We start from the raw sequence: 14,483 nt of genomic DNA on the forward strand, positions 1-14,483 counted from the left end.
TCTTGAGCAAACTCCTTTAAAATGACCTTGAGAGGTCTAATTTGGAAGTTATGTAATCCTCAAAAATATCAGGATGTACTTTTAAAAGGATATTATAATATGTTGTATCTGTTTCTTCTTTAACCAAATTTTCTAGTCTTTTGGCAATTGTTCCTTTCTTATCCATTCTTTCTAATTCAGCACCCAATTCTGTTTTATTTAATACATATACAAAATAAGAATGAAGGTGTTTATTTTTATCTACTATTGGAGTAAGATATTGAACCCAAGTTTTAAGGTTTTTTCCAATTATCTTCATCTTTTTAGCAGACTCAATAAATAAAAGGAAGTCAAGTATATTTCGTACTTTATCTAATTCTTCTAACTTACTAAAATTAGAATAATACATCCATTCATAATACTTTGAATCCCAAAACTTTCCTCCTTTTAAAATTAATAAATCTTTATCCTGTTCAGTAGGTTGATAACCACGATAGAAAATAGATTTTTCAACCTTATAGAGTCTTTTTAATAAATACTCATTACCATAGATATAATCCATTACTCCCATTCCTAAGTTATCCTTTAGGTTTATATCAAAATCAAAATTTGTCGTTATAAGTAAAAACTCAACTATATTCATTGAGCTTTCCTTTTCTTCTTTACCGAATTGATATTGTTTTATATAGAATAAAAACAGAGGAATCCCATCTATTGTTTTATTCAAGTCTACAGCAGACTTTAGTGCATCAATCTCAAGATAACTAAAATTATCTACCTCTTTTTTCAGTGAGTAAAAGTTCCATCCCCTACTTCTATAAGCTTTCATCCTCTTTAGTAACGAAATAATCTTTTCCTTCGCTTCTCCTTTCTTTAATGATTTGATCTCCTCCTCTTCCCTAAGTTCTAAGTTTCTTTTTATGTAACTAAGTTCATTCTCTTTCCGCCCCAACTCAAAGTTAAAATGATAATAAAAACAATAATACTCTTGAATATTAAAAATCAAATTATCTAATGAGATTCTAACATTATTCCACCTATTATGGATTACTTCATCCTTGTAAATAAATGGTTCTTTAAAATAACATTCCAAAACAAGTTTGTCATCCTCATTGTCATCTAAACTTAATAAATTTTGATGTGACCAAACGTATTTAATATCACGTTGAAAATTAGATAATTCTGTAGGCATATTTTTTAAATCAATAATCCAGATTAAATAAATACCGTTATTTTTATAAAAGTCATATCTATGTTTAATATAGTGTAATGGTAAACTAGACAACTGTATTTCAAAGGCTAGTTTATATCCTTTATACTCACAATATACATCTGGTCTTCTTTTACCTCCACTTCCAAAAATAAACTTTGAATCAATATCAATAGAATTAATATCTACACTAGGTTCTTTCATCAACAATTGTCCAATTTTATGCTTTAGTTCTTTATGCCTCGGACTTTCTTTACAAATTGCAGAGATTTTATAGGCTTCTAATAAATTGTTGTCTGGATTTAATAGTTCAGAATCAGATAACACACAATATGTTGCTTGAGGCAGATGTCTAAAGTAAACTTTGTCTTTACTACTGTTTGCGCAAACTAGATTTTGCCCACATTCTACACATGAAAATCTAATAGTATTAGAATTATATTGGTTTCTTATTTCAAAACCATCCTTCTGAGACGTAATAGTTTCATTTAAATCTATTATTCTCTTTTCTTCATTATCATAAACATAGTCAATACTTCTCTCCTGTTTACTCATCCTTATGTATCCTATTGATATTATACATTAGCAATTTAATTAAAATAAAACTATCAATCTAATGTAGCCAAACAAAACCACTGCATTCCATTACAAGGTACTTTCTTTAATACAATTTTACTTTAAATCGTTAATCTTAATTACATTTATTATGCATTCGGAAGACGATTTAAAAGCGCTTGCTAAAAACTTAACATTTATGCGAGCAGTAACTATTATAATAATGCTTATTCACTTATACTGGTATTGTAATTCTTTCTTTTTAAATCTTGGAATAACACATACTGTTGTAGATAGAAAACTAATTAACTTTAATCAAACAGCAGGACTCTTTTCTCATTTACTTTATACTAAACTCTTTTGTTTGGTTTTACTTTCTTTAAGTCCGTGGGGAGGCAAAGGCGTAAAACATGAAAACTCTTTTAACAGCAACAGCTTGTATTTTAGTACACAATCATCCATCTGGGAAATTAAAACCTAGTGAGGCAGATAAGCAGATTACTGCTAAGATTAAACATTCAGCTTTTCGAGAGCCATAAGATTGCGTTACTAATCCAAGTATCACAACCAATAATAAAACTACTCTCATAAGCGCTTGATTACGGATTTAGCGACGCTTTTTTAATAGTCAGCGTAATTATCCGCAGTTGCATATCCAGCCTCGGCAATCTCCTCAAAGAAGCGATTATAATCCCCTCGAACTTCCCAAGCTTTAGCATAACGTTTATTCTCTTGAAAGAATAAAGCATGGTCTTGGAAGCTTTGTTCCAGTGTATCGTATTTTCTAAAGTAATCCTTCACCTTATACACATATTTTCCATCTGCACGCTTTGTCATAGACAGAACAACTGGAAACTGTACATTAGCACTCCAAAGGATTTCAGTCGTTGTAACGAGTTGTTTCTCCCCTTTTCCCGTCCATTTAATACCAAAGAAGTTATTTCTGACAACTATCTAGAAATGTTGCTAAAGATCACTGGAGAATCAAACTACATATCGACCCAATGGAATTTTGTCATTATGAACCAAGAAGAAGGCGTTATTGTAGAATGCATCATTGATCATGATGTTGACTCAGAAAATATCACCATTCACTCATTAAACCCTCTGTTTGAAAATAAAGTGTTAAATTTATCACACATTGATAAACTTTTTAACGTTGTCAAAGTAATGAGAGATAGAAGAAGATAATTAAAACACCTTGCTGACTATGAAAAAAATATTACTAGTTATAAGTTTTGTGCTGACTACTATTGCATGTGAAAAAAAGAATAACAGCCATGAATATTCACAAGAAGAATACAATACAATTGAAGCATTTATGCAAAATCAAATAAAAGATTTTGATAGAGAATTGTTGAATATAGAAGTACTCCAAGTAAATAAAATTACTTTTTCAAATATAGATTCTATTCAAACAAATATCCCAAAACTATCATTTTTGGTAGGGAATCTAACTTTGGTCAAAGGAGAACCCACAGACTCTATATTAAAAATGTATAATGAACTATTAAATATTTCTTTGATAAACAAGGACAAATCAATAGGCAAATTGTTATTTGTAAAAGTAACTGTCTTGGCTCCTAGTAAAATTGAGGAAAGCGCTTATTTCCCAATTCCTCTAAACAAAAGAAACAACATACCAATGGATATAAATGACTTGCTCAACGATTAATTTAAGCACTCTCAAAACAATGAGAGAAACACACTGAAAAACAATGTTATCTCAGAATTCAGAATGTATACCACTGGCGGGTATATTGATTTTCAAATGAAGAAAAAAGCTAAGAAAATAGTACAGGAAACGTTTAGATGGACGGTTGATAAATTAAATGATATACAGTATGGATAATCCTATAACCAATAACGGCGAGGCCTATAAAATTAAGCTAACAGAAGGTCAGTTAGATATATTATACAAACATCAAAACATTGCTAATCTTCTATCTGATTTTTATATCAATGCTCCTTTAATTGCAAATGAACTTTTAAAAGCATTTGACAAAACATCACCACTTTATAACTCAACTGCTATCCCTTTGCCTGAATTAGCCTTAGAATTTAGTATTCCTCATTTCAGTGCAGGGATTTATGTGAAAAACGGACTGACCACAAAAGAACCAACACTAATGTTTATAGAAGCAATAGAAATAAATATGTACAAAAATACACCTGTAAAATTTATTGCAGGAAAATCTTTTATACACCAAGCATTTTATGATGTTTTCGTTGACTATTTTAGTTTGTATTAATAAAGGGATGTATAAACTCTACATCCCTTTATTGTTTATTAGTATTTTTTAAATATAATTACAAATCATCTTCATGCTCAAGAGAGATATTTTGCTTCATTTGGTGAATTAACATCTTCCCCCCAGGCTAATGGATTTTATAGCTATTCATTTATACAAACAATGCTTATCTTATAACATTACTATTTCTATCAAACAAATATTCTCCATTCACTTAGTAAATCCTATATTTGAAAATAAAGTATTAAATTTAGCTTGCATGGGTAAGTCAGAAGAAATACAGTAATAGAAGCAAACAAGATGAATAACTCAAATTTTAACGATCCTTCTAATTGGAAATGGGGCATGTTTTATTTTAACACCAAAGATCAACGACTAATCGTACCGAAACGAATAGCTAGTATGGGTATCACAATTAACTTTGCCAATCCTTGGTCTATTTTATTTGTGTTTGTTTTGATTTTACTAATCACAGTCATTGTAACTTCTTAGTAAAATTTCTAAATTAATTATAGTGCTTAAACTAGGACTAGTTCCCTGCGATGTCTTTTAAACTTTTCCCTATATAACTCAAGAACATCATTTTTGTGTTCGGCTCTTCTCTGCCCTTTCATCAAGTTTTGCTTTTAACTCATTCCTTGTGCGATGGTTATAGATGGTTTGATATAAATACAGTAGTTTTTGATCTCGTTCAATACAGTGAAACTACATACTTTGTTAATTATCAGGGTTTTATTTTTAATAGATATTAACATTCTATATATTTAGAATAACCAATTAAAAATATTTATTATGAAAAATTTACTTTTAGTATTGGCTTTTATGCTATCAATTGTAGCTTTTGCTCAAAATCCCATCGGCCCACCAACAAAACCAGCCATTCGCTGTACATTAGATCTTGAATTTGAGCCAAGATGCTCTCCTAAATTATCTTTTCGAGGCATATATACTATTCAAATTTGCAGTAGTCGTGTCGGAGTTGATCCGCATGAAACAATTTTAGAGAGTATTCACAACTACATGTGTTTGTATAATGAATTTCCAAGCTATGTAACTGTTAAAGGTTTTGTACCTTATTATATTGTTTCTGCTGATTAATTTTAGATCACATAAAACATTCTTAATCTGTTAAGGATGTTTTTTTTTAAAACGGTGTATCATCTCCAAAAGCTTCAGCAGCACTCACTATAGGAACATAAGCTTCCGAATTACCAGTTGTGCTACAATCACAAATGGTTTGACATAAACACAATAATCTTTGATCTCGTTCAATACAGTAAAACTATATACTTTGTTAAGTGTCAAGATTTTATTTTTAATAGATATTAACATTCTATACATTTAGAATAACCAATTAAAAATATTTATTATGAAAAATTTACTTTTAGTAGTAGCTTTTATGCTATCAATTGGAGCTTTTGCTCAGGATCAAACATACCCAAGAGATCCCAATTTGGTATTATGTGAACAAATGCCCAATTTCATACCAGAATGTCACATAAAACAAGGTAATGTATACACCCTTCTAGGAGAATACGTTTTAGAGATATGCCTACCTGAAACTTTTCGTGGTACTAATGTAGAGAAAATGATTCAAGAATATATTTGCTATTACAATAAATTCCCTGATTATGTAACTGTTAAGGAGTTTAGACCTATAGGGATATAATTTTTTTAAAACGGTGTGTCATATCCAAAAGCTTCAGCAGTACTTACTATAGGAACATAAACTTCCGAATTACCAGTTGTGCTACAACACAAATGGTTTGATATAAATACAGTAGTTTTTGGTCTCGTTCAATACAGTAAAACTGTATGTTTTGTTAAGTATAAAGATTTTATTTTTAATACATATTAATATTCTATATATTTAAAATAACCAATTTTTAAAAATTATATAGTATGAAAAAATTAATGTTAATTGGAGCATTTTTGCTTTCAGTAGGAACATTTGCTAACTCAGGTGAAATTATTAAAGATGATCTAATTTCTTCTCAACAGATATTGAGGTGTTATAAGTTTGAAGTTTATATAACTAAAGTGAAAAATAACAATCCTACACCATACAAAACAAGTTATACTGAGTATGGCATATATACAGAAGCTGGAGCTTATCAAAGATCTCTTGAATTGTTTCAAATGTATCCAACCGAAACTGATTCAAATGGCGATGGATATTGGTCACTACATTCATATAATACTTCAAATTTATCAAACTGTTTTGGAGAAATGCCACCACCCACGTTTTCTGAAAATTAGACATATTATTACCACAAATATTAAAGAATATCAGGGTTTAACTACTCTGATATTTTTTTTATAATATTTTAATCATCTAATCGATTCTATTCTGAATGGTTCCATCTGTCTTTTCCTCCTTACGTTGTAATTACTACTTTCAATTTTTAGTTACATTTTAAAACGGTGTATCATCATCCCCAAAGGCTTCAGCAGGACTCACCATCGGAACATATTCACTAGGGTTACTATACACGTTCGCTTTCTGCTGATTACTTCCATTTTCGTTGCTATCTGTTGGAGCAATAAACTTTGTTTTATAGCTAATTCCTTTTAAGAATATTGAGCAAAAATGATTTATTTCACTATCCACATCTTTCACACTGAACCTCATAGTATTACTTCTCTCTTATTCTAAACCTAGACAAAAAGAGTTAGCGTTTAATTCTGCTATGAATTACTCCGTCATCTTCTCGGTTAAATAGCTTAGATTATTTGTTATCTTTTCTATATCCCAGTTCCACCACTGCATTTCTATTAATTCTTGTATTTTTTCTTCAGAAAATCGCTTTTTTAATTCCTTTGCAGGGTTACCGCCCACTACACTATAAGGGGCTACATCCTTAACAACTGTAGCATTAGCAGCAATAATAGCTCCATCTCCTATATGTACGCCTGGCATAATTGTTACATTTGTTCCAATCCATACATCATTGCCGATTACAGTATCGCCTTTATAAGGCAACTCCGCTAAGGTAGGCTCTACTTTTTTCCAATCTTTTCCAAAAATATTAAACGGATAAGCCGTAATACCATCCATCTTATGATTAGCGCCATTCATGATAAAAGTTAGACCCGAGGCCAACATACAGAATTTACCAATAATCAACTTATCGCCAATAAAATCAAAGTGATACTTTACATTTTTCTCAAAGTTTTCTACGTTTTCGAAATCGTCATAATAGGTATAATCTCCAACGATGATATTCGGATTCTTTATGATGTTTTTTAAAAAACACAATCGATCATAAGGTGCTAAAGGAAAGGTATCATTACAATCTGGTATATTCATAATTCTGTTTTATTTTTAAATGTCTTCTATTAACGAGTAACTGTTCTTGTACAGGCGTATGCTTTCACCGTAATCAACGGTTGTCTTGTATCGTGTTGGCGCCTTTGGTCAAGTGTAAAAGAGCACTTACAAAGCTAAAGCATAAACAATTCATCATCTTTTTCAATTCCAGTAAATCTGAACCCACATGATTCATACAATGTTATTGCAGCTTTATTACTTTCATGTAATCCTAAAAAAATCTGATTCACCACCTTTTTAGTTCTCATTTGTTCAATAAAGGCTAAAAATGATTGCTTACTATATCCTTTTCCCTGAAACTTATAATCAATTATAAATCTAAGAATCCAATAATTATAATTATCATTTTCATAAGGTCCTGACATTATAAAACCAATAGGTTGATTATCGAGATAGATACCTTGAGGTAAAAGTTCAGGATAAAATTTAGATTCTGCTATTGAAACTGTATTCGCACAAATATATTCTTCATCGAAGGTAGGCATCCCACTAGCATTAGTAGTCAACAGCCCGACTTCAAAGAAATTGTCTTTTGTAATCTCTCTTAATTCAATTGCCATATTAGATTCTTTTTAAATCATTAGAACAAAAATAGAAATATCTTTCTGCTCTATTTCACTTGCAAATCATGTAAATGACGAATGGCCTTTAGCATTTTCTATAAACAATTAATCCATAGCACAGATTGATACAAAATAAGGGAGTACCATTATCACTAGACATGGGGAATTCGCTAATCAATTTGCCCTAATTTTTTGAGGTTTTTCCATTTTCCATTTTTAGAAGCCTAAGTAATAATAAACCGTACATTGTTTGAAACAAATGCAACAATAGTGCAAATAGTGGTAATAAAATAGATAAACCCTGTCTTTTTATGGTTTATTAGTATATTTGTATGGTGAAGATTTTACAAAATATAGCCTCCCTAATTATGCTAGTTCTAATATTAGCCTTATCTCAGTACGCTTGTATGGATCGCTATGTTGTGTCTCACTCTACTCTTGAAAACAGCACCGCTGAACAAAGTGAAACTAGTATGGAACTAGATTTGTGTTCTCCTTTCTGTGTATGCGATTGTTGTGCAGTACTAGATACTGTGACAATTTTTAATACACCCTTTGCCTCTCGTTTAGATTTAATCATTCGCGCTGTTCCTCAATATTGTTCTCCAATATTTCAAGGTATCTATTTCTCTATCTGGCAACCGCCTCAACTTGGATTTTAATTTTATCGACTTTATAATTGATAGCTTTTTAAAGGTAACAGACTTATAATACGAATAAATTTTAAGTACATCTATTTTATAAAGATCACAACACAAGATCCTATTTACAGCAACGGATGGATTGCGTATTTAGAATAGGAATACGTTTAATAAAATAAATTTAGTATGAGGATAAGACAGTTTTTGTTGCATGTAGTTCTTGTATTCACTGTTTTTCAGGTCAGTGCCTATCAGCAAAAGCTTGATTTCGAAGACAAAAAGAACAATGCCTTTTATACCATATCCGATTCGCTTTTTCCAAAGTCAATTTGGAAAAATGAAACGATTAAAATGACTTTTGTTCCAACGATTTTCTTTGGGGCTACTGCTATAACTTGGAACAGTAGAGAACACATTCTCGAGACGAGAAATAAGTATATTCCTGAGTTTGCCAATACGTTTGATGATTACCTCCAATATGCTCCAGGAGCCTTGGCCTTTGGTTTGAAAGCAGCTGGAGTAAAAGGTAGAAATAATATGAAGCGAAGTATGTACAATTATGCTGGAAGTATGTTATTTACAGGCATCTTTGTAAACAGTTTAAAATATTCAACCAAAGTCATGCGACCTGATGGAAGTACGGCTAATTCATGGCCTTCGGGCCATGCGGCTACAGCGTTTACCAATGCTGTGTTTTTAGATAAAGAATACGGATTGGTTAATCCTGCTTATTCCATTTCGGGTTATGGAATGGCAATCATGACAGGTGTAGGTCGAAGTATGAATAATAGGCACTGGTCTCCTGATATTTTAGCTGGGGCCGGATTTGGTATTTTATCCACGAATCTAGCTTATTTTTTTATTGATAAAATATATGGAAATCAAGGAGATAATCTCAGTATTTTATCCAAATTTGAGGGCAATGAAAATCCTTCTTTCTTGGCAATTAAATTTGGGGCTAGCTTTAATAGCAATAACTTACTTGAATTCCATAAAGATGGACCCGAAGCTAAAATTGGTTGGGAAGCTGGGTTCGAAGGGGCTTATTTTTTTACAAAATCTATCGGGATTGGTGGAGAATTTACAGTATCAGGGTATCCTCTATCATTGAGTAGTATTAAAAATCTAGAGCAATCAGAAGCTTTTGAACAATACAATCTTACTTACCAAAGTTCTGCTCTTGGGTTTATGAATGTGGGTGTAGGACCTTATTATGCTTTCCACTTTTCCTCAGATTTTAATCTAATGCTTAAAGCTACAGCAGGCTATTCTTTTGGAGCCATTGGAAAAATTGAAGCGAAACAAAGGGATACAGATCTGTTTTTACCCGTTAGTATTCAAGATAATATGACTGTGAGCTCTTATAAACCACACAGTTCGTTTCGGTGGTCAGCAGGTACAGCTTTTACGTATAATATAACAGATCAATTGGGATTGTCCTTGTATATGGATTACTCTAGTACCAAACCCATGGTACGCTATACACCAGAAAATCCGCTGTTAAATGGTCCTAGTGCCAAACCTAGTGCTACAAAAGCAGATCTGCATTATGTAGCAACAGGAATAAGATTAACGGCCTATTTTTAGGTTATACATAGGTAAGTAAGACTTAAACAATCGAAAGATAGTTGATTTTGCATAACTTAAATCCCTACCTCATTGATGATAATGATTTAGGGAGGACTTTATTCTATGCTATTGAACAAAATGCTAAAACTAATGGATCAAATTTTATGTAGTTAAACTATGTATTTTGTTAATTTCTAGTGTTTTAGTTTTTATCTGGATTGACATTCTTTATATTTAAGATAATCAATTTTAAAATATTTATTATGAAAAATTTACTTTTAGTATTAGCATTCATGCTATCAATAGGAGTATTCGCTCAAGATGTATCCCGTTTAGATTCAGAGCCTTCTATTGGTATTTCTAGGTGTTATCTATTAGGGTATGAAGTAAGTCCTATACAATCAGCTTTTTGTTATTATCAAAAGCCGGGAAATTACACCTTAGAATTATGTCCACCCTTTTTTAGCGAATTTCTTACTGCTGATTGGGGGAAAATGGTAAGAGAATATTGGTGTGAGCATGGTGAATTCCCTGAAGGAGTGCGTATTAAATCTTATTATCCAAATCATCCTCTAGAGTGGATGCCTTAAATAAAAAAAAGTTGCTTTTTTAAGCAACTTTTTTTTATTTTAATATAGTTATTTTAAAAAACTAATATAGTTACTAGAATAACTGCTTCGCTTCCGTTGTCTTTATAGTACAACAATAATAAAAAGTATGTACTTCTATACCTTGTAAATAACTATTTGCAAGAAAGTTTTTAACTTGTATAATCTATCTCTTAATTGGTTTGTTTTACCTTCATGATTTTATTAATGACAAATAAACCAGCATTAGGATAATAAGTAGGTGAATCTGCAAAAGAAACACTAATCTTTTTAGTTTGCGCATTATAGGATAAGGTATGCCCCGATGTGGCTGTACAACCCGTTGCTTTGGCTAAAGTTTCTAGTGAGGTGCCAAAAATACTTGCTGTTGAAGTAAGTGTTACGACATCATATTTAGTCTCTCTTGAGGTAGAAATACCATGTAAATCTGAAAGAGGGGCTGTTGTGCCAATTCCTGTTTTTTGTGCATAACTCAATAAAGAGATTAAAAACAGGCCGATAATCATGTTGTATTTTTAAATCCATATCTATTCTTTTTTAAGAAAATCAAGACTAGTCTCTTTTGCCAGCTGATTTTAGGTTTGTACTAATTGTCTGCTCTTTTCGGATGTTTTTCCTTTAAAAGAAACGAGGGGCATTAATTCTACTACCGCGTTTGAATAGCTCAAATCGCAAGAAGACTTCATGTGATCCGGAATTGTAATGACGGAGTTGGGTGGTTTCAAAATCATAAGCGTAGCCTACAAATAAGTCTTTGGTTACTTGAAATCCAGCTAAGGCACTTACGGAAGCATCCCAACGATATGCCGCTCCGAGTGTGAATTTTTCATAGAATAAGAAGTTCGCTGTTGCATCTACTTGTAAAGGCGAACCACTAATTGCTTTGGCCAATACAGCGGGTTTGAATTGCACGTCTCTTCCTAATTCAAATACATAACCTCCCATCAAATAAAAATGAGCCTTTTGACGCATTGTATTGACTTCATTATCATCGTAGCGATCTTGTGTTAAGAAGTTGGGAACTGAAATTCCCAAATAAGCTCGATCAGAATAAAGGTACAGTCCAGCTCCTATATTGGGATTAAACTTGTTGCTGATATTTTCTTGAGCAACAGGATCTGTAGGGTGATAAATTGTTAATTTGGTATAATCTACGTTGAGTAAATTAGCCGTTCCTTTTAATCCAAAGGCCAACTTATAGTTGTAGCTTATATTGATTGCATACGCCAAATCCACAGCGATATTATTTTCTTCCATAGCGCCTAATCGGTCATTCATAAAGTTAACCCCTAATCCCAATCCGCTATCTCCTAGAGGCGTAGATATTGATATATTCGCTGTTTTAGGAGCTCCTTCTAAACCCACCCATTGCGTGCGATACATCCCAAATACATTCAGTGTTCCTCTACTTCCTGCATACGCTGGATTAATCATCGTGGTATTGTACATATATTGTGTATACTGAGGGTCTTGCTGTGCGTAAAGGGGAGGAAGAAAGCCTACACCTAGTAGGCTTAATCCCCAAATTATAATTCTCTTTTTCAATTCCATAACCTTAATTCGTTTCTAAATGTAAATACCCAGATTTCTTAACCTTACGAGAACCACTTGAATCCTCATATTCATAGGTGATGACATAAAAATAGGTTCCACTTGGTAGTTGCTCTCCTTTTTTCAGGGTAACTCGCCCGTCCGAATATCCTTTGAATACATTACCCGTACTATCATAATTTGTTGTATCAAATACTTTTATTCCCCATCGATTGTAAATCTCTACGGTATTATTGGGAAAACGAGTGATATTGTCAATCAAGAAATAGTCGTTCTTGCCATCTCCATTGGTGGATACAAAATTGTAAATCACGAGATCTCCTTCTAGGATCAGATTGGTTTTTACAGATGCTAAAGTAAAATACCCGTACCCTTTAACTTGGGTTGCTGTAGTAATAGTGCGTCTGGACATATCAACGACACCTCCTTCATCCACCCACAATTGTTGCTTTTCATCCCATCGAACGATATGTAATTCCTTCTCTGGATCTTTTAACAATGCAAGATCAGTAATGCGTTCGTCCCAACTCAAAGTCAATAATACATCCTTCGTTTTGTTATCCGAACGGGTTAATTCCCAGTATTCTTTGGTATTTAGTGTTTGAATAACACCTGCTAGGTTGGCTTTTTTCTCAAAGAAATCACCAGTAGCTAAGTGGTATCGACTCACAAATACATCCATTTCTTCTGCTGGAGCTGAAATGGCAGCAGGACGATGATATCCGCTATCTCCTATGGGAAAATCAAAGGCTTGTGAACCTTGTTTTTCTACTGGTCCACTCACATGGCTGAGGTCTGAGGCATTGATCGCTGTCGATTTGGATAGAAAAGTAAACATCCCTCTCTCCTCCTCTACTTGAATAATACCAGAAACGAAGTTCGACTCTCCTTTGACTGAAATTTCATTCGATAAGCTAAAACCCAGGTCTGAAAATGCATGATCAAATTCTACATTTTGGAATTCAGTGAGTTTATTTCCACTAATTTGGATTGTTTTTTTTGCATCCTTAGGTGAAAAAAAGACTTTAGCATTTTTAGTTAAAGTTCCTGGATAGAATAAATTATCATTATTAAAAGAATTGTAAAAATAAATAACCCCATTATTCTCAACAATTCCTGTTTCAGTATTGTCAAACGTGTAATTTGTAGCTATTAAAGCAGATTCACCTACAAATATTCTATCTTTATTAACAAATACTTCTTCTTCCTTATTTTGCCCATAAATTGGCAAAGTTCCAAGAAAAATCCAGATTACTTTTCTATAATTCAATACCATAATACTTCCTATTTTTCAAAAATTTGTATTACTACATCTTTAACTTTATAAGTAACAGCTTTGTTAGCTCCCGATCTAAATGAGCCATCACTAGTACCAACATTTTTATTAAATGTACTACTAGCAGGTCTAACCGTTATTTTAACAGTATTATTATTGGATAAATTAGTTACATTATCTAAGGGGATAAGTGCAAAATAGGAATCATACGCCCAATTCATACCAAAATTGTATCCTCCGTATCTATAAAATCTATCAACAAATCGTTTTACTTCAATATCATTTACTAATACTCTAAATTCTACCTTTGCGTAAACTTCACTATTTCCTAGAAAACCTCCAATCGTAGTGATATTAGACTCTACATCAAAGATAAGTTGCAGATATTTAGTATTTGCTGGTTTTGAATTTGTAGCTATTGGCGCCCTGAATACTTCTCCTGCGATTGCATTTGTATTAGAAAAAATCCCTCCTGTTGCTTGATAAGTCATGGTAGAATAATCATAACTTTTCTCGGTATAAGTACCAGATGAAATAAATCCAGTTAGTATATGTGAATTTATATTGGGAACTTTAAAAGTTACTCCTGCATTTTCTATAGGAAGTCCAGTTGCATCTATTCCTGATTCATTATAGTATGTGTAAGTACCATCGGTATTATCAATAAGCTTTGTCACTGTTTCGCTTGACTTAACAAAACTTGTAAGATTTAATGCTTGCCTATCTCCATTTTCATCTGAATATTCTAACACAGTACCGTTAAAGTATACATTTCCTCCTCCTATTGAAGTAAATAAATTTCTAATTTCTGTTTTTACATTATTATCTGCTATAATAGTTTCAAACGTCTCAATTACAGATTCAGGTACATTTATTATAGTTTCAGTTCCATTCTCTGATTTATATGTGTATTTACCACTACCATTTGACAATAAGGTCGTAACGGTT

General features: G+C 32.2%; 18 protein-coding genes and 3 pseudogenes. 12 read left to right on the forward strand and 9 right to left on the reverse strand.

The window, feature by feature from the left end; translation table 11 throughout:
• Window positions 1-16: 16 nt before the first annotated feature.
• The gene (locus ACUTSE_RS07490; protein ID WP_445639749.1) at window positions 17-1,744 is read right to left on the reverse strand and encodes a DUF6035 family protein; all 1,728 of its coding nucleotides are present in this window, start codon (window positions 1,742-1,744) and stop codon (window positions 17-19) included.
• A gap of 223 nt (window positions 1,745-1,967) precedes the next feature.
• On the opposite strand from ACUTSE_RS07490, the pseudogene ACUTSE_RS07495 reads away from it, so the two are divergent.
• Window positions 1,968-2,108 (forward strand): annotated as a pseudogene (locus ACUTSE_RS07495) (YWFCY domain-containing protein); the annotation flags it as partial.
• A 64-nt stretch (window positions 2,109-2,172) separates the two neighbouring features.
• Window positions 2,173-2,265: pseudogene (locus ACUTSE_RS07500) on the forward strand (JAB domain-containing protein); the annotation flags it as partial.
• Window positions 2,266-2,365: 100 nt separating this feature from the next.
• Here the strand turns inward: ACUTSE_RS07500 and ACUTSE_RS07505 are convergent.
• Window positions 2,366-2,698, reverse strand: coding sequence for a glucosaminidase domain-containing protein (locus ACUTSE_RS07505; protein ID WP_445639767.1), 333 nt, complete (start codon window positions 2,696-2,698; stop codon window positions 2,366-2,368).
• 66 nt (window positions 2,699-2,764) lie between these two features.
• Here ACUTSE_RS07505 and ACUTSE_RS07510 point away from each other — a divergent pair, with 66 nt between their 5' ends.
• The 7 genes from ACUTSE_RS07510 to ACUTSE_RS07540 all read left to right on the forward strand — a co-directional run bounded on the left by ACUTSE_RS07510 (window position 2,765) and on the right by ACUTSE_RS07540 (window position 6,255).
• Complete coding sequence (locus ACUTSE_RS07510; RefSeq protein WP_445639750.1) at window positions 2,765-2,935, forward strand: hypothetical protein; 171 nt, start codon at window positions 2,765-2,767, stop codon at window positions 2,933-2,935.
• Window positions 2,936-2,954: 19 nt separating this feature from the next.
• Window positions 2,955-3,419, forward strand: a complete 465-nt coding sequence (locus tag ACUTSE_RS07515) for a hypothetical protein (RefSeq protein ID WP_445639751.1) — start codon at window positions 2,955-2,957, stop codon at window positions 3,417-3,419.
• Between the two features lie 169 nt (window positions 3,420-3,588).
• The gene (locus ACUTSE_RS07520) at window positions 3,589-3,996 is read left to right on the forward strand and encodes a hypothetical protein (protein ID WP_445639752.1); all 408 of its coding nucleotides are present in this window, start codon (window positions 3,589-3,591) and stop codon (window positions 3,994-3,996) included.
• Window positions 3,997-4,296: 300 nt separating this feature from the next.
• Window positions 4,297-4,488 (forward strand): DUF5808 domain-containing protein, encoded by a 192-nt coding sequence (locus ACUTSE_RS07525; RefSeq protein ID WP_445639753.1) that lies wholly within the window; start codon window positions 4,297-4,299, stop codon window positions 4,486-4,488.
• A 300-nt stretch (window positions 4,489-4,788) separates the two neighbouring features.
• Entirely contained in the window at window positions 4,789-5,094 is a 306-nt protein-coding gene (locus tag ACUTSE_RS07530; RefSeq protein WP_445639754.1) for a hypothetical protein, read from the forward strand.
• 271 nt (window positions 5,095-5,365) lie between these two features.
• A complete protein-coding gene (locus tag ACUTSE_RS07535) occupies window positions 5,366-5,665 on the forward strand; it encodes a hypothetical protein (protein ID WP_353099690.1) in 300 nt (99 codons plus the stop codon).
• 233 nt (window positions 5,666-5,898) lie between these two features.
• Window positions 5,899-6,255 carry a hypothetical protein gene (locus ACUTSE_RS07540; protein ID WP_445639755.1) on the forward strand — a complete coding sequence of 119 codons (357 nt, stop codon included), beginning with the start codon at window positions 5,899-5,901 and terminating at the stop codon, window positions 6,253-6,255.
• 157 nt (window positions 6,256-6,412) lie between these two features.
• Here the strand turns inward: ACUTSE_RS07540 and ACUTSE_RS07545 are convergent, their stop codons facing one another.
• The 3 genes from ACUTSE_RS07545 to ACUTSE_RS07555 form a co-directional block, all read right to left on the reverse strand.
• Window positions 6,413-6,628: a hypothetical protein gene (locus ACUTSE_RS07545; RefSeq protein WP_445639756.1), complete on the reverse strand. Its 216-nt coding sequence runs from the start codon at window positions 6,626-6,628 to the stop codon at window positions 6,413-6,415.
• Window positions 6,629-6,691: 63 nt separating this feature from the next.
• The gene (locus ACUTSE_RS07550; protein ID WP_445639757.1) at window positions 6,692-7,306 is read right to left on the reverse strand and encodes a Vat family streptogramin A O-acetyltransferase; all 615 of its coding nucleotides are present in this window, start codon (window positions 7,304-7,306) and stop codon (window positions 6,692-6,694) included.
• 134 nt (window positions 7,307-7,440) lie between these two features.
• A complete protein-coding gene (locus ACUTSE_RS07555; protein ID WP_445639758.1) occupies window positions 7,441-7,887 on the reverse strand; it encodes a GNAT family N-acetyltransferase in 447 nt (148 codons plus the stop codon).
• Window positions 7,888-8,258: 371 nt separating this feature from the next.
• Here ACUTSE_RS07555 and ACUTSE_RS07560 point away from each other — a divergent pair, with 371 nt between their 5' ends.
• From ACUTSE_RS07560 to ACUTSE_RS07570, 3 genes are all read left to right on the forward strand, one after another.
• Window positions 8,259-8,552 carry a hypothetical protein gene (locus ACUTSE_RS07560; RefSeq protein ID WP_445639759.1) on the forward strand — a complete coding sequence of 98 codons (294 nt, stop codon included), beginning with the start codon at window positions 8,259-8,261 and terminating at the stop codon, window positions 8,550-8,552.
• Between the two features lie 165 nt (window positions 8,553-8,717).
• The gene (locus ACUTSE_RS07565) at window positions 8,718-10,118 is read left to right on the forward strand and encodes a phosphatase PAP2 family protein (protein WP_445639760.1); all 1,401 of its coding nucleotides are present in this window, start codon (window positions 8,718-8,720) and stop codon (window positions 10,116-10,118) included.
• Between the two features lie 245 nt (window positions 10,119-10,363).
• Complete coding sequence (locus ACUTSE_RS07570; RefSeq protein ID WP_002992485.1) at window positions 10,364-10,690, forward strand: hypothetical protein; 327 nt, start codon at window positions 10,364-10,366, stop codon at window positions 10,688-10,690.
• 191 nt (window positions 10,691-10,881) lie between these two features.
• On the opposite strand, the gene ACUTSE_RS07575 is transcribed toward ACUTSE_RS07570, so the two are convergent.
• The 4 genes and pseudogenes from ACUTSE_RS07575 to ACUTSE_RS07590 all read right to left on the reverse strand — a co-directional run.
• On the reverse strand, window positions 10,882-11,214 hold the full coding sequence (locus ACUTSE_RS07575) for a hypothetical protein (protein WP_445639761.1): 333 nt from the start codon (window positions 11,212-11,214) through the stop codon (window positions 10,882-10,884).
• Window positions 11,215-11,326: 112 nt separating this feature from the next.
• Complete coding sequence (locus ACUTSE_RS07580) at window positions 11,327-12,259, reverse strand: PorP/SprF family type IX secretion system membrane protein (protein ID WP_002992481.1); 933 nt, start codon at window positions 12,257-12,259, stop codon at window positions 11,327-11,329.
• A gap of 4 nt (window positions 12,260-12,263) precedes the next feature.
• A complete protein-coding gene (locus ACUTSE_RS07585; RefSeq protein ID WP_445639762.1) occupies window positions 12,264-13,535 on the reverse strand; it encodes a gliding motility-associated C-terminal domain-containing protein in 1,272 nt (423 codons plus the stop codon).
• Between the two features lie 8 nt (window positions 13,536-13,543).
• Window positions 13,544-14,483 (reverse strand): annotated as a pseudogene (locus ACUTSE_RS07590) (hypothetical protein); the annotation flags it as partial.

Source organism: Myroides sp. TSA_177.3 (genome assembly GCF_052691955.1).